The sequence below is a fragment of the Lutimaribacter pacificus genome (genome assembly GCF_900142185.1).
GTDB lineage: Bacteria > Pseudomonadota > Alphaproteobacteria > Rhodobacterales > Rhodobacteraceae > Lutimaribacter > Lutimaribacter pacificus.
On the sequence record NZ_FQZZ01000001.1, the window covers coordinates 442,714 to 457,374 of the forward strand.

Below are 14,661 nucleotides of genomic sequence, written 5' to 3' on the forward strand. Positions count from 1 at the left end.
GGGGGGTGTTTGGATTATCCGGCCCGTGACAACGGGTTAGCCCGCCCGCCGCGCCGGGCATGATTCGGGCGATGTGCCACGAAAAAGGCCCCGCGCGATGGCGGGGCCCTTCGATCTTTTGCGAATGTCACGCGGTGCGCGCGATCACTTGTCGTCGTCGCCTTTCAGCGCGGCGCCCAGGATGTCGCCCAGCGATGCGCCCGAATCGGACGACCCGTATTGCTGCACGGCTTCCTTTTCCTCGGCGATTTCGCGCGCCTTGATCGACAGGCCCAGGCGGCGGGTCTTGCTGTCGACGTTGGTCACGCGGACATCGACCTTGTCACCGACCTGGAAACGCTCGGGGCGCTGTTCGGAACGGTCGCGCGACAGGTCCGAGCGGCGGATAAAGGACTTCATGCCCTCGTATTCCACCTCGATGCCGCCATCCTCGATCGCGGTCACTTCGACCGTGATGACCGAGCCGCGCTTCACGCCGCCGACGGCCTCGGCGAACTTGTCGCCGCCCAGTGCCTTGATCGACAGCGAGATACGCTCTTTCTCGACATCCGTTTCGGTGACCACGGCCTGAACCACATCACCCTTCTTGTAGTCCTGGATGGCTTCTTCGCCGCGCTGGTCCCAGCTCAGGTCGCTGAGGTGGACCATGCCGTCGATATCGCCATCGAGACCGATGAACAGGCCGAACTCGGTGATGTTCTTGACTTCGCCCTCGACCTCGGTGCCCTCGGGATGGGTTTCCGCGAACAGCTCCCACGGGTTGCGCATGGTCTGCTTCAGGCCCAGCGACACGCGGCGCTTGGCCGGGTCGATTTCCAGAACCATGACTTCCACTTCCTGGCTGGTCGACACGATCTTGCCGGGGTGGACGTTCTTCTTGGTCCAGGACATTTCCGAGACGTGCACCAGACCCTCGACACCGGGCTCCAGCTCGACGAACGCGCCGTAATCGGTGATGTTGGTCACGCGGCCGGTATGGACCGAGCCCAGCGGGTACTTGGCGCCGACCAGATCCCACGGATCGTCCTCAAGCTGCTTCATGCCCAGGCTGATACGGTGGGTTTCCTTGTTGATCTTGATGACCTGCACCTTGATCGTTTCGCCGATCGACAGGATTTCGCTGGGGTGGTTGACCCGGCGCCATGCCATGTCGGTGACGTGCAGCAGGCCGTCCACACCGCCCAGGTCCACGAAGGCCCCGTATTCGGTGATGTTCTTGACCACGCCGTCCACGGTGTCGCCCTCGTTCAGCTTGCCGATGACTTCGGCGCGCTGTTCGGCACGGCTTTCTTCCAGGATCGCGCGGCGCGAAACCACGATGTTGCCACGGCGGCGGTCCATCTTGAGGATCTGGAACGGCTGCTTCAGCCCCATCAGCGGGCCGGCGTCGCGCACCGGGCGCACATCCACCTGGCTGCCGGGCAGGAACGCCACGGCGCCGCCCAGGTCGACGGTAAAGCCGCCCTTGACGCGGCCAAAGATCGCGCCTTCGACGCGGGCGTCGTCGGCATAGGCTTTTTCCAGGCGGTCCCAGGCTTCTTCGCGGCGGGCCATTTCGCGGGAAATGACGGCTTCGCCGCGCGCGTTTTCGGCGGCGCGCAGATACACCTCGACCTCGTCGCCGACGGCGATTTCGGGGGCTTCACCGGGATTTGCGAATTCTTTCAGATCGACGCGGCCTTCCATCTTGTAGCCGACGTCGATGATGGCTTGTCCCGCCTCGACGGCGATGACCTTGCCCTTGACGACAGAGCCCTCTTCGGGCGTGTCCATTTCGAAGCTTTCGTTCAGGAGGGCTTCGAATTCCTCCATGCTTGCGTTCTGAGCCATGTGGCGTCTGTTTCCTTTACGTATCGGTTTATCTGGCCGTGCGGTTGTCTCCGCCGGTCTTGGGTTGGTCACTTGGGCCGCCGCAAAACAAAGAGGGCCGGTGCGTCCCGACCCTGCCCGATCTCTTCGTTATAGCGGCATGAATGCCGTGTCGACGCGCGGTGTTTAGCGAAGGCCGCCCCGCGTGGCAAGGGCTTTGCGCGTATTCGGGCCGGGGCGGCGGGATATGGCCGGGCACAAGCCCGGCCTGCCGCGCGAAGATCAGCAAAACCGTTCCGGCCCCACCCATTGCCCGGCGGAATAGCGGTCGCCATGGGCCCAGCCCACCGGCAGCGCCGCCTCGATCCGGGCGATGTCGTCCGCCGACAGCTCCAGCGTGACGCCCTGCACAAGCTCGCGGAAATGGCCGACGGATCGCGTGCCGGGGATCGGCAGCACGTGGTCGCCCTGCGCCAGCACCCAGCCGATGGCCAGCGCCGCGGCGGGCACGCCCATTTCGGCGGCCAGCGCGCGGAACCTGTCGGTCGCGGCCAGGTTGGCGGCCAGGTTCGGCGCCTGGAACCGCGGATTTTCCCGCAGGAATGGCAGCTCGGCCACCGCCCCGGCGTTCAGCGGGCGGTCGGTCAGCAGCGACCGGCCCACCGGCGAAAATGCCACCAGTGCCACGCCCAGGTCGGCGCAGGCCTGCACCAGTCCCAGCTCGGGCGCGCGGGTCGCCAGCGAATATTCCGACTGCACGGCGGCGACGGGATGCACCGCATGGGCGCGGCGCAGGCTGGATGGGGCGATCTCGGAGAAACCGATGCTTTTGGTCTTGCCCTTCTCCACCAGCGCGGCCAGCGCCCCGGTCGCGTCCTCGATGGGCATATCCGCCTGCCGCCGGTGGATGTAGTAGAGATCGACGCAGTCGATGCCCATCCGCTCAAGGCTCTGATCCAGTTCCGCCTCGAGATGCGCCAGCGTGTTGTCGAAGCGGCGGTTGCCCTCCGCGTCGCGGGTGATCCCGCCCTTGGTGGCGATATGCAACTGCGCGCGCGCACCGGGATTGGCCGCCAGCCACGCACCGATGGCGCGCTCCGAGCGGCCCATGCCATAGACGTTCGAGGTGTCGATATGGCGCACGCCCAGTTCCATCGCGGCATCGAGGATGGCGTATGAGTTTTCCTCGGTCGTCGGGCCATAGAACTCGGCGAAACTCATCGCCCCGATCCCGAGGGCCGAGGTCGTCGCGCCGCCGATCTTGCGGCCGGGCAGGGTGGTCATGTCGTGCGCTCCTTCATGGCTTGGTCCACCGCGGCGATGGCGGCGGCGACGGCCTCGTCTATGCTCAGATGCGAGGTGTCGATTTCCACCGCGTCATCGGCCGGGCGCAGGGGCGCGTCGGTGCGGCCCATGTCGCGGGCGTCGCGTTCGCGGGTGTCCGCCAGCACCGTGGCGAAATCCGTCTCGATCCCCTTTTCGCGCAGCTCGCGATACCGGCGTTCGGCGCGCACCTCGGGGCTGGCGGTAACGAACAGCTTGGCCTCGGCCTCGGGGCAGATCACCGTGCCGATGTCGCGCCCGTCCAGAACCGCGCCGCCCGCCCGCCGGGCAAAGGCGCGCTGGAAATCCACCAATGCGGCGCGCACCGCGCCGATCGCGGCCACCCTGGAGGCGGCCTGCGCCACCTCGGGCGTGCGCAGGTCATCGGCCTCAAGGTCGGCGGCGGTCAGTTGCGTGGCCGCGGCCACCGGCTCGGCGCCCGCCAGGTGGCGCGCGCCCACCGCCCGGTAAAGCAGCCCGGTATCCAGATGCGCAAAGCCGAAATGCGCGGCCACGGCCCTTGAGATCGTGCCCTTGCCGGCGGCGGCCGGCCCGTCGATGGCGATGGTGAAACTCATGTCAGTCCCCGTGCGGTGCTGGCCAAAGCCCTAGCAAGCCCGCGCGGGATTGGAAAGCGATGCGCGCTCAGGCCGGCCAGATCAGCCGGACGAAGCCCGTCACCGTTTCGACCGACCAAATCAGCGACGATCCCACCGCCACGGCAAAGCCCATGGCAAAGACGCAGCGCGACAGCCGCGACCGGCGGGCAAAGGATTGTTCCAGCCGGGTGATCTCGGCCCCGGTGCGCCTGCCCAGCCGCCGGAACGTATCGCCGTCCAGCCGGTTAAAAAGGCAATCCACGATCACCACGCAGCCCACCGCGCAAAGGAACACCGATCCGGCCACCCAGCCCGTCACGGCGAACAGCGCGGCCACCGACATCGCCAGCGCCCCGAACAGGAATCCAAGCGGAAAACTGAAAGCGATCAGGAAACGATCGAAAAACGTCATGCAACTATCCCGGTTCCGAATGGCCCGGAAATACCCGTGAAATGCGGCCCGTTTTTGACAGGCAGGTGAAAAGAAAAGTCCGCCGGTAAGGCGCCTGTGTGGCTCAGGCCGGCCCGATTTGTGCCCCCAGCGCGGTCATCAGCGGCTCGAAAACGGGGAAAGAAGTGGCGATCGGCCCGCCGTCATCCACCGTCATCGGCGCGTCCGAGGCCAGCCCCAGCACCAGGAACGACATGGCGATCCGGTGGTCCAGATGCGTGGCCGCCGTCGCGCCGCCCGGCACGCCATCCGCGCCGCGCCCGTGCACGATCCACCAGTCCGGCCCGTCCTCGACTGTCACGCCCGCCGCGCGCAACCCGTCGGCCATCGCGGCGATGCGGTCGGATTCCTTGACGCGCAGTTCCTTCACCCCGCGCATTTCGGTCGCGCCCGTCGCAAAGGCGGCCACCACCGACAGCACGGGGTATTCGTCGATCATGCTGGCCGCGCGGTCGGGCGGCACCGCGATGCCCTTCATGTCCGGGGAATAGCGCGCGCGCAGGTCGGCCACCGGCTCGCCCCCCTCTTCGCGCAGGTTCTCGAATGCAAGGTCGGCGCCCATGTCCTGCAAGGTATGGAACAGCCCCGCCCGTGTCGGGTTCAGCCCGATATTGGGCACCAGCACGTCCGAGCCCGGCACGATCAGCGCGGCACAGACCGGAAACGCGGCCGAGCTTGGATCGCGCGGCACCACGATGGTCTGCGGGCGCAGTTCCGGCCGCCCGGTCAGGGTGATGACCCGGCCTTCGCCGGTCTCTTCGGTCACGATCTCGGCGCCGAACCCGGCCAGCATCCGCTCGGTATGGTCGCGCGTCGCCTCGCGTTCGATCACCACCGTCTGCCCCGGCGCGTTCAGCCCGGCCAGCAGCACCGCCGATTTCACCTGGGCCGAGGGCACCGGCACCGTATAGCGCACCGGCACCGGGTCCGCCGCGCCCACCAGCGTCATCGGCAGCCGCCCGCCCGCCCGGCCCACCGCCTGCGCGCCGAACAGCGCCAGCGGATCGGTGACCCGCGCCATCGGGCGCTTGTTCAGGCTGGCGTCGCCGGTGAATGTCGCGCTGATCGGGCAGGTGGCCATCGCCCCCATGATCAGCCGCACGCCGGTGCCGGAATTGCCGCAGTCGATCACCTGCTCGGGCTCGGCAAAACCGCCCACTCCGACCCCGTGCACATGCCAGGTGCCGTCCCCGTCCCGCGTCACCTCGGCGCCGAAGGCCCGCATCGCCTCCGCCGTGTCCAGCACGTCCTGCCCCTCCAGCAGGCCGGTGACGACGGTCTCGCCCACGCTCAGCGCGCCGAGGATCAGCGCACGGTGGCTGATCGACTTGTCGCCGGGCACATGCGCCTCGCCCCGCAGGGCGTCGCTGCGCCGGGCAATCATCTTCCGGGCCGGACCATGAGCGGACATCGCATACCTCATCCTTGACGTCGCCCACCCTCTAGCGCGCCCGCCGGGCAAGGTCCATCGCCCTGGCTTCATCGTTCCCGAAAATACTCCCGCCGGAGGCATCTGCCACTTGCCGCCCGCGCCCGGGCCGCGGCGGGGGCGCTATCGCAACCGGATCACGTCGGGGCTGATCGTCAGCATGTAGCCCTCGCGCGACACATGCCGGATCAGAAGCTGGCTCAGCAACTGGTTGCCCAGGTGGTCGCGCAGCCGCTTGATCCGCGTGGCGCCCGCCGCCTCTTCGCAATCCACCGCCGATTTGCCCGATATTGCCGCCTCCAGGTCCACGCCCGATATGATCTCGTCGTCCAGCCGCGCCTCGCACAGCACCGACAGGGTTTCCAGCGCGTTGTCGGTCAGCCCGAATTCCATGTTGTTGATCGCCACGATCTTCTGCTCGCGGTTCAGCACCAGCGAGGTGATATGCAGCCCCGAGCGTTCGATTTCCAGCAGGCGCTGGTTCAGCGCCGCGTTGGTCAGCAGGAAATAGAGCGAGGACAGAAGCAGGCAGAACGCCAGCACCAGCAGCACCAGGATGATCAGCCGGTAAGACGACAACACCTCGGCAAAGGTCGTGCCCGACTGGCCCAGCACCATCAGCAGGTTGATCTCGCCCGGATTCACCAGCGCGTCGTTTTCCGCAAAGATCTGCGCCACCCGGTCGTTGAACACGTTGGCGTCGGGCAGGCTCAGGAACATCGCCACCGAGGCCGCGACCAGCGCCACCAGCAGGAATATCCCGCCCCGGATCACCAGCGTGCGCGGCGCTCCGAACCATGCCGCGCGCCCGTCATCTCCTGCCATTGGCCCGATCCTTTCGGCTGTTGCTGCCCGCCGACAATAGGCAAGCCCGCCCGCGCTGCCAATCGCCCCACACGCGATTGTAATGGGGGTTGGCATCCGGCCGCGCAGGCGGGAATGTGGCGGTGGAAGGGACGGGATGCAGGGATGAACGGAACACCGCAACGCGCGGACATGGCAGGGCGGGCGGCGTGATCGCGGCGCTGCACATGGTGGCGCGGCATGGCCGCTGGGCGCTGGTTCTGGGGCTGGCTTGCGGGCTGGGCCTGCCGGGGCTGGCCGCCCAGCTGAAGCCGTGGCTGCCGCATCTGGTGGCGCTGCTGCTGTACCTGACCGCGCTCAGGATCGGGCCGCGCGCCGCGCTGGGCCGGCTGGCCGAGGCGCGCCGCACGCTGGCGCTGGTGCTGCTTTTGCAACTGGCGCTGCCGCTTGCCGCGCTTGCCGCGCTTTGGGTTCTGGGGCTGCGCGATCACCCCTACGCGCTGGCCTTCCTGCTGATGCTGTCCGCGCCCTCGGTCACCGGTTCGGTCAATTTCACCATCATGCTGGGCCGCGATCCGGCCCCGGCGCTGCGCCTGCTGATCCTCGGCACCGCGCTTTTGCCGCTGACGGTGCTGCCGATCCTCTGGCTTGGCCCCGAGATCGGCGCCGGGGGCGAGGCGCTGGCCGCCTCGGGGCGGTTGCTGGCGGTGATCTTCGCCGCCACGACGGCCGGTTTCGCCACCCGCGCCTTTATCTGGCGTGCGCCCGACCTGCGCACGGTGGACGGGATGAACGCCGTGGCGCTGGCGGTGATCGTGGTGGGACTGATGGCGGCGCTCGGCCCCGCGCTGCGCGCCAATCCGGTGCCGGTGCTGTGGCTGGTCGCGGGGGTGATGGCGGTGAATTTCGGCTTGCAGATAGCGGGTTACAGGCTGTTTTCCGCCCTGCACCTGCCCGAACCCGTCGGCCCGGCGATCGTTGCGGGCAACCGTAATGCGGCGCTTTTCCTGATGGCGCTGCCGCCCGCCGTCACCGACCCCTTGCTGATCCTGCTGGGCTGCTATCAACTGCCGATGTACCTGACACCGATCCTGCTGGCGCGGCTCTACGGCCCCGCCGCCCCGAAAGGAGAACCGCGATGACCCTGCGCGTGGACCTCAATGCCGACATGGGCGAAAGCTTCGGCGCCTGGACGATGGGCGACGACGCGGCGCTGCTGGACGTGGTGACCTCGGCCAATATCGCCTGCGGCTTTCACGCGGGCGAGCCCGACGTGATGGCCGCGACCATGGCGCTGGCGGCGGAAAAGGGCGTGGGCATCGGTGCGCATCCCGGGTTCCGGGATCTCGCGGGGTTCGGCCGCTACCGGATGCACCTGCCGCCCGCGTCGCTGGCCAACGACATCCGTTACCAGCTGGGCGCGGCGCAGGGTGTGGCCCGTGCGGTGGGCGGCGAGGTGCGGCACCTGAAACTTCACGGCGCGCTGGCCAACATGTGCAGCGAGGATGCGGAACTTGCGCGCGCCTGCTATGACGCGGCGCTGTCGGTTGCACCGGACCTGACGATCATGGTCATCGCCGGCACCGCGCAGCAGCAGGCGGCGCAGGCGCTGGGTTGCAACTGGGTGGGCGAGATCTTTGCCGACCGCGCCTATAACGACGACGCCACGCTGGTCGACCGCCGTCAGCCCGGCGCGGTGATCCACGACCCCGACGAGGCCGCCGCGCGCGTGCTGCGGATGGTGCGGGAAGGTGCGATCGTCGCCGCCAGCGGCAAGCGCATCCCCGCCCGGATCGACACGGTCTGCCTGCATGGCGACACGCCCGCCGCGGTGGGCATCGCCCGCGCCGTGCGCGCGCATCTGGAGGCGGCGGGCGTTACGGTGGCGCGGTTTCCGGGATGAGGGCGCGCGCGGCCTGGAACCCTCCCGTGACAGCCGAACGGGGCGGCCAGCCCGCACCGGCCTGCGGATTTCCATGACACGGCGCTTTTGATTGCCGTGACGCCCGGCCTGCGCTAGGGACAGGCCATTCCAAAGACGGGAAGACCCATGTCCTACATCACCCATATCGAGTTGGACGACGCCAACCTGCCGCCGCCCACGCCGGAAATCGAGCAGGAGCGCAAGGTCGCCATGTTCGACCTGCTGGAGGAAAACCGCTTTGCCCTTCCCGCGCGCGACGATCGCGTGGTGCCGGACGGGCCCTATCGCGTGGGCCTGTCGATCCGTGACAAGCGGCTGGTCTTCGACGTGCTGACCGAGGGGGAGGAGAAGGCGGCCGAGTTCCACCTGTCGCTGTCGCCCTTCCGCCAGGTGGTCAAGGATTACTGGGCGATCTGCGAAAGCTATTACGACGCGGTCAAGAATTCGGCCCCCAGCCAGATCGAGACCATCGACATGGCCCGGCGCGGTATCCACAACGAGGGCGCGCGCATCCTGGCGGAACGGCTGGATGGCAAGGCCGAGATCGACACCGACACCGCGCGCCGCCTGTTCACCCTGATCTGCGTGCTGCATTTCGGGGGGTGAGCGTGGCGCGGGATCTGCCCCAGTCGGTGCTTTTCTGCTGCGATCACAACGCGGTCCGGTCGCCGATGGCCGAAGGGATCATGAAGAAGTTTTACGGCGCCGACACCTATGTGCAGTCGGTCGGCGTGCGGGGCGATCTGGAGGTCGACGGTTTCGCCATCGCGGTCTGCGACGAGATCGGGGTGGAACTGTCGCGCCACCGGTCGCGCAGTTTCGAGCAGTTGCAGGAATGGGGCGACGACCTGTCGGCCTTTGACCTCGTGGTGGCGCTGTCGCCGGCCAGCCAGCGGCAGGCGCTGGAACTGACGCGGGTGTTTCACCTCGACGTCGAATACTGGCCGATCATGGACCCCACCGGCCTGGGCGAGTCGCGCGAGGACAAGCTGGATGCCTATCGCCAGACCCGCGACCAGATCGTTGCGCACCTGGTCGAACGCTGGGGCCCGCCACAGGAGGGGTAGCGCGCCGGGTGTCGCCAACGGGCCGGAACCTGCCGTTTGCCGGTTTGACCGGCGCGGCGCCGGTGCTACCAATCGCGCGACCACCAGGGAGTGACCGGGATGACCCAAAACGCGCGCGACACGATCCAACGATATTTCGATGCCTTCAACGCCGGCGATGCCGACGCCATGCTGGCCTGTCTTGCCGATGACGTGGCCCATCACGTCAACGAGGGGCAACTGCGCAACGGCAAGGAGAAATTCGCCGAATTCTGCGCCCATATGGGCCGCTGCTACAAGGAAGAGCTGACCGACATGGTGATCTTTGCCGACGACAGCGGCACCCGCGCGGCGGCAGAATATACCGTCAACGGCACCTACCTGCAGACCGACGAGGGCCTGCCCGGGGCGAACGGCCAGACCTATCGCCTGCCGGCGGGGTCGTTCTTTACGCTGGGCGGCGGCCGGATTACCCGGATCGTGACCTATTACAACCTTGCCGACTGGATGGCGCAGGTGTCGGAATGACCGACATGCGCGTCCTGACCGGCGCGGCGCTCGGGGCCGCGCTGGACGATGTGGCGCGGCTGCGCATCGCGGTGTTCCGCGACTGGCCCTATCTCTACGACGGGGATTTCGCCTATGAGCGGGATTACCTGCAATCCTGTCGCGACAGCGCGGGTGCCATCGTCGTGGGCGCCTTCGACGGCGACCGGCTGGTGGGGGCGGCGACGGGCACGCCGCTGGAGGATCACGCCGACGATTTCGCCGCCGCCTTTGCCGGGACGGGGCTGGATTTGTCCGGCATCTTCTATTGCGCCGAATCGGTGCTGCTGCCCGAGTATCGCGGGCAGGGGATCGGGCACCGCTTTTTCGAGCAGCGCGAGGATCACGCCCGCGCGCTGGGCCGGACGAAATGCGCCTTTTGCGCGGTGGTGCGCCCCGGCGATCATCCGCTGCGCCCGGCCGGGTATGTGCCGCTGGATGCATTCTGGCGCAGGCGCGGCTATGAAAAGCTGCCCGGCGCGGTGGCGGAATTCGCGTGGAAGGATATCGACGCGGCGGGCGAGACGAAGAAACCGCTGCAATTCTGGATACGGGACCTCTAGATTGGGGGCGCTGCCCCCAAACCCCCGGAGTATTTCCGGCAAGATGAAGCTGTAGGGCCGCGCACCCGCGCGTTCGGAAAGGAGCCTTGGATGAAAGTCGCAACCGCCGCATATCCGCTGGACTGGTTCGAGGACTGGGCCGCCTATGAGGCCAAGCAGCGCGCCTGGGTGGCCGAGGCCGCGGATGCGGGTGCCGATCTGCTGGTGTTTCCCGAATATGGCGCGATGGAGCTGGCCTCGCTCGGGGGCGAGGCCGTGGCGGGGGATGTGACCGGCTCGATCCGGGAGGTGTCGGCGCGGGTGCCCGAGATGAACGCGCTTCATGCCCGGCTGGCGGCCGAGTTCGGGGTGCATATCCTGGGCGGCTCGGCCCCGGTCGAGGAAGATGGTCGTGTGGTCAATCGCGCGCATCTGTTCGCGCCCACGGGGGCGGCGGGCCATCAGGACAAGCAGATCATGACGCGGTTCGAGCGCGACGACTGGGGCGTGGCCGGCGGCGGGCCGCTGCGCATCTTCGACACCGCGCTGGGCAAGCTGGCCGTGCTGATCTGTTACGACAGCGAGTTTCCCCTGCTGGCGCGCACGCTGGCCGAGGCGGGGGCCGAGATCCTGCTGGTGCCGAGCGCCACCGAGGCGCTGGAAGGGTATTGGCGGGTGCGGATCGGGGCGATGGCCCGCGCGCTGGAATGCCAGTGCGTGACGGTCATGGCCTCGCTTGTCGGCGACCAGCCGCGTATCTACGCCGTCGAGGAGAATACCGGGATGGGTGGCGTGTTCGGCCCGCCCGACCGGGGATTCCCGCCCACCGGCGTTCTGGCCGAGGGCGCGCTGAACCGCCCCGGCTGGACCTATGCGGCGATAGACCGGGCCGCGATCGCCGATGTGCGGGCCGATGGCCGGGTGCTGAACCTGCGCCACTGGACCGAACAGGCCGAACGCCTGCCACATATCGAGACGATCGCGCTGGCATAGGCGTTTTCCCCTTGAAAAAAGCCGCGAATGCGCCCATTTAAGCGCCTGTCCCGCAGCACTGGCGGGGCGTGCAACGAAGGAGAGACCATGGCCAAGGAAGAAATGCTCGAATTTCCCGGTGTCGTGAAGGAACTCCTGCCAAATGCGACATTTCGGGTCGAGCTGGATAACGGCCATGAAATCATTGCACATACGGCAGGAAAGATGCGCAAGAACCGCATCCGTGTTCTGGCAGGCGACCGGGTTCAGGTTGAAATGACGCCCTACGATCTGACCAAGGGTCGTATCAACTATCGCTTCAAGTAACGTGCGCCTGATCCTCGGGTCAGGCAGCCCGCGCCGGCAGGAATTGCTGGCGCAGATCGGGGTGGCGGCGGATGACGTGCGCCCGCCCGATATCGACGAGACCCCCCTGAAACAGGAATTGCCGCGCCCCTATTGCGCGCGCATGGCGCGGGAAAAGGCGCAGGCCGTTCCCGCCGGGCCGGACGATCTGGTGCTTTGCGCCGATACCACCGTTGCGATGGGCCGGCGCATCCTGGGCAAACCGGCAGATCAGGCCGAGGCCGAGGGGTTCCTGCGCGCGCTGTCGGGGCGGCGGCACCGGGTAATCACTGCCGTGGCGCTGAAACGGGGCGACCGGCTGTGGGAGCGTGACGTGGTGACCACCGTGCAGATGAAACGCCTGTCGGAACAGGAGTTGCGCGGCTATCTTGCCACCGGCGACTGGCAGGGCAAGGCGGGCGGTTACGGCATACAGGGGCCGGCGGGTGCGCTGATCCCGTGGATCAACGGATCGTTTACCGGCGTGGTGGGGCTGCCGCTGGCGGAAACCGCCGCGCTCTTGCAGGCGGCGGGCTATCCGGTATGGAGGGTGGCATGAAGGGACGACAGATCATCCTGGACCATCTTGACGGGCGCGAGGCCGCGGCGCTGATCGTCGACGGCCGGCTTGAGGATCTGCTGATCGACGGCGACACGCCGCGCGTCGGCGCGATCTATCGCGCGCTGGCCGACCGCCCGATGAAGGGGCAGGGCGGGCTGTTCCTGTCCACCCCCGATGGCAAGGTGTTCCTGCGCCAGGTGCGGGGCGTGGCACCGGGGCAAAGCCTGCTGGTGCAGGCGTCGGGCCATGCCGAGCCGGGCAAGGCGATGCCGGTGACGCAGAAGATCCTGTTCAAGAGCCGTTTCGCCATCGTCACGCCCGAGGCGCCGGGGCTGAACATCAGCCGCAAGATCCGCGACGACGACCTGCGCGACCGGCTGCTGGAAATCGCCCATGACGAGATGGCGGATGGCGACATGGGGCTGATCCTGCGCTCGTCCTGCGCAGACGCCGAACCGGCGGATATCGCCGCCGATATCGCGCAGATGGCCGACCTGGCCCGCGCGGTGATGGCCGACCAGGCCGGCGAGATGGAAAAGCTGACCGAGGGCGACGGACCCCACGCGCTGGCCTGGCGCGAATGGACCGGCCCGGCCGACATTGTGACCGAACCGGGCGGGTTCGCCGCGCATGGCGTGCTGGAACGTATCGACGCGGCGCGCAGCCCGCATGTGTCGCTGCCCGGTGGCGGCTCGCTCTATATCGAACCCACGCGCGCGCTGGTGGCGGTGGATGTGAACACCGGCACCGACACCACGCCGGCGGCCGCGCTCAAGGCGAATATCGCCGCGGCGCGCGATCTGCCCCGGCAGTTGCGGGTGCGGGGCCTGGGCGGGCAGATCACGCTGGACCTGGCGCCGATGCCGAAAAAGGACCGCCGCGCCTTCGAAACCGCGCTGCGCGCCGCGTTCCGCGCCGATACGGTCGAAACGACCCTCGCCGGCTGGACGCCGCTGGGCCATTACGAGTTGCAGCGCAAACGCGAACGCCGCCCGTTGTCGGAGGTGCTGACATGAGCTGCCCGATCTGCGGCAAGGACACCGCGCCGGACTTTCGCCCGTTCTGTTCGAAACGCTGCGCCGATGTCGACCTGGCCAAGTGGCTGGGCGGGTCCTACGCGATCCCGTCGGACGATCCCGAAGACGCCGAGCGCGCGTTGGACGAAATCGCGCGCGAGGCGCAGAAACCGCACTGAGCCGGTTGTCTGATCCCTCGGTGCGACCTTTGCCGGAACGGATACCGTGCCCGGCACCTCAGGCAGGAGGCACTCCGGCGCTGCCACGCACGATGAACTCGACCTCGATCAGTTCCGACGGGCCGGTCAGCGATCCCGTTTCGATCATCGCCAGAAGAAGCTCGGCCGCACGCACCCCGATCTGGGTGCGGGGCTGCCGGATGGTCGTCAGGCCCGGGCTGAGATGCTGCGCGATCTCGATATTGTCGAAGCCCACGATCGACACGTCTTCGGGAACGCGGATACCGGCCCTCTGAACCTCGCCGAGGAAACCGATCGCCATCTCGTCCGAGGACAGGAAAAGAGCGGTCGGCCGGTCCGTCATCCCCAGCCAGGCACGCCCGGCGGCGGCGCCGGAATCCATGCTGAAATCGCCCTCGAGAACCCAGTGATCGTCAAGCGGCAGGCCCAGCTCTTGCAGTGCCGCACAGAACCCCTCCAGCCGGGTTTCCGTCAACACGTTGCCGCGCGGCCCGGTCACGTGGCCGATCCGGCGATGCCCCAACCGGGCCAGGTGCCCCACGGCCAGCGCGGCGCCCCTGGCGTTCTCGACCCGCACGGAAGGCAGATCGTGGCCCATCCATTCGCAGGCAAGGACGACCGGCGGGCGCCCGGGGATCGCCAGCGCCTCGGGCGACAAAGTGCCATCGAGCAGGATCAGGCCATCCGCCTGTCCCGAGGTCAGGTAGTGCCGCAGCCGCTCCTCGGGGTCGGGGCCGGATTGGGTGTCCGCGATCAGCATCCCCAACTGGGCCGGTGTCAGCACTGACGCCAGCCCGGCAAGGATCTGCGAAAAGAACGGGTTTGCGAGGTTCGGCAGCAGGACGATCACCGTTCCGGTGCGCTGCCGTCGCAGGTTCGAGGCGGTCGCATTCACCCGGTATCCGGTCTCGGCCACGGCATCCAGAACCGCCTCCCGAGTCGATTTTGCAACCACGGAAGGTTTCGACAGGGTCCGGCTCACGGTTGCGGTGGATACGCCTGCGATACGTGCAACGTCCTGAATAGTCGCGGTTTTCCGATCCATATGTCCCCCCGGATGGCGGTTACAATGGCGCGGAATTTCATACTTGTA

18 protein-coding genes are annotated in these 14,661 nt (G+C 67.8%); 11 read left to right on the forward strand and 7 right to left on the reverse strand.

Annotation, left to right across the window (positions count from 1 at the left end; all coding sequences use genetic code 11):
* Positions 1 to 144: 144 nt before the first annotated feature.
* The 6 genes from rpsA to F3H87_RS02230 all read right to left on the reverse strand — a co-directional run bounded on the left by rpsA (position 145) and on the right by F3H87_RS02230 (position 6,436).
* Positions 145 to 1,854, reverse strand: a complete 1,710-nt coding sequence (rpsA, locus tag F3H87_RS02205; RefSeq protein ID WP_262974974.1) for a 30S ribosomal protein S1 — start codon at positions 1,852 to 1,854, stop codon at positions 145 to 147.
* 237 nt (positions 1,855 to 2,091) lie between these two features.
* Complete coding sequence (locus F3H87_RS02210) at positions 2,092 to 3,084, reverse strand: aldo/keto reductase (RefSeq protein WP_394852151.1); 993 nt, start codon at positions 3,082 to 3,084, stop codon at positions 2,092 to 2,094.
* A 5-nt stretch (positions 3,085 to 3,089) separates the two neighbouring features.
* Positions 3,090 to 3,710, reverse strand: a complete 621-nt coding sequence (cmk, locus tag F3H87_RS02215; protein WP_149786660.1) for a (d)CMP kinase — start codon at positions 3,708 to 3,710, stop codon at positions 3,090 to 3,092.
* A gap of 67 nt (positions 3,711 to 3,777) precedes the next feature.
* A complete protein-coding gene (locus tag F3H87_RS02220; protein ID WP_149786659.1) occupies positions 3,778 to 4,143 on the reverse strand; it encodes a hypothetical protein in 366 nt (121 codons plus the stop codon).
* 103 nt (positions 4,144 to 4,246) lie between these two features.
* A complete protein-coding gene (aroA, locus tag F3H87_RS02225; protein WP_149786658.1) occupies positions 4,247 to 5,593 on the reverse strand; it encodes a 3-phosphoshikimate 1-carboxyvinyltransferase in 1,347 nt (448 codons plus the stop codon).
* A gap of 141 nt (positions 5,594 to 5,734) precedes the next feature.
* A complete protein-coding gene (locus tag F3H87_RS02230; protein WP_149786657.1) occupies positions 5,735 to 6,436 on the reverse strand; it encodes a winged helix-turn-helix domain-containing protein in 702 nt (233 codons plus the stop codon).
* A gap of 188 nt (positions 6,437 to 6,624) precedes the next feature.
* On the opposite strand from F3H87_RS02230, the gene F3H87_RS02235 reads away from it, so the two are divergent.
* The 11 genes from F3H87_RS02235 to F3H87_RS02285 all read left to right on the forward strand — a co-directional run bounded on the left by F3H87_RS02235 (position 6,625) and on the right by F3H87_RS02285 (position 13,547).
* Positions 6,625 to 7,557: a hypothetical protein gene (locus F3H87_RS02235; RefSeq protein WP_149786656.1), complete on the forward strand. Its 933-nt coding sequence runs from the start codon at positions 6,625 to 6,627 to the stop codon at positions 7,555 to 7,557.
* Entirely contained in the window at positions 7,554 to 8,318 is a 765-nt protein-coding gene (locus F3H87_RS02240; protein ID WP_149786655.1) for a LamB/YcsF family protein, read from the forward strand. The genes F3H87_RS02235 and F3H87_RS02240 overlap by 4 nt, the downstream gene beginning before the upstream one ends.
* Positions 8,319 to 8,465: 147 nt before the next feature.
* Positions 8,466 to 8,945: a UPF0262 family protein gene (locus F3H87_RS02245; protein ID WP_149786654.1), complete on the forward strand. Its 480-nt coding sequence runs from the start codon at positions 8,466 to 8,468 to the stop codon at positions 8,943 to 8,945.
* A 2-nt stretch (positions 8,946 to 8,947) separates the two neighbouring features.
* Positions 8,948 to 9,406 carry an arsenate-mycothiol transferase ArsC gene (locus F3H87_RS02250; protein WP_149786653.1) on the forward strand — a complete coding sequence of 153 codons (459 nt, stop codon included), beginning with the start codon at positions 8,948 to 8,950 and terminating at the stop codon, positions 9,404 to 9,406.
* A gap of 99 nt (positions 9,407 to 9,505) precedes the next feature.
* Positions 9,506 to 9,913: a ketosteroid isomerase-related protein gene (locus tag F3H87_RS02255; RefSeq protein ID WP_149786652.1), complete on the forward strand. Its 408-nt coding sequence runs from the start codon at positions 9,506 to 9,508 to the stop codon at positions 9,911 to 9,913.
* Positions 9,914 to 9,918: 5 nt separating this feature from the next.
* Entirely contained in the window at positions 9,919 to 10,494 is a 576-nt protein-coding gene (locus tag F3H87_RS02260; protein ID WP_149787124.1) for a GNAT family N-acetyltransferase, read from the forward strand.
* Between the two features lie 90 nt (positions 10,495 to 10,584).
* Positions 10,585 to 11,466, forward strand: coding sequence for a carbon-nitrogen hydrolase family protein (locus F3H87_RS02265; protein ID WP_149786651.1), 882 nt, complete (start codon positions 10,585 to 10,587; stop codon positions 11,464 to 11,466).
* 87 nt (positions 11,467 to 11,553) lie between these two features.
* The gene (gene infA, locus F3H87_RS02270; RefSeq protein ID WP_043918791.1) at positions 11,554 to 11,772 is read left to right on the forward strand and encodes a translation initiation factor IF-1; all 219 of its coding nucleotides are present in this window, start codon (positions 11,554 to 11,556) and stop codon (positions 11,770 to 11,772) included.
* Position 11,773: 1 nt separating this feature from the next.
* Positions 11,774 to 12,349, forward strand: coding sequence for a Maf family protein (locus F3H87_RS02275; RefSeq protein ID WP_149786650.1), 576 nt, complete (start codon positions 11,774 to 11,776; stop codon positions 12,347 to 12,349).
* On the forward strand, positions 12,346 to 13,368 hold the full coding sequence (locus tag F3H87_RS02280) for a ribonuclease E/G (protein ID WP_149786649.1): 1,023 nt from the start codon (positions 12,346 to 12,348) through the stop codon (positions 13,366 to 13,368). The genes F3H87_RS02275 and F3H87_RS02280 overlap by 4 nt, the downstream gene beginning before the upstream one ends.
* On the forward strand, positions 13,365 to 13,547 hold the full coding sequence (locus F3H87_RS02285; RefSeq protein WP_149786648.1) for a DNA gyrase inhibitor YacG: 183 nt from the start codon (positions 13,365 to 13,367) through the stop codon (positions 13,545 to 13,547). Before F3H87_RS02280 ends, F3H87_RS02285 begins: the two co-directional genes overlap by 4 nt.
* A 58-nt stretch (positions 13,548 to 13,605) precedes the next feature.
* Here the strand turns inward: F3H87_RS02285 and F3H87_RS02290 are convergent, their stop codons facing one another.
* Positions 13,606 to 14,613, reverse strand: a complete 1,008-nt coding sequence (locus F3H87_RS02290) for a LacI family DNA-binding transcriptional regulator (protein ID WP_149786647.1) — start codon at positions 14,611 to 14,613, stop codon at positions 13,606 to 13,608.
* Positions 14,614 to 14,661: the final 48 nt, after the last annotated feature.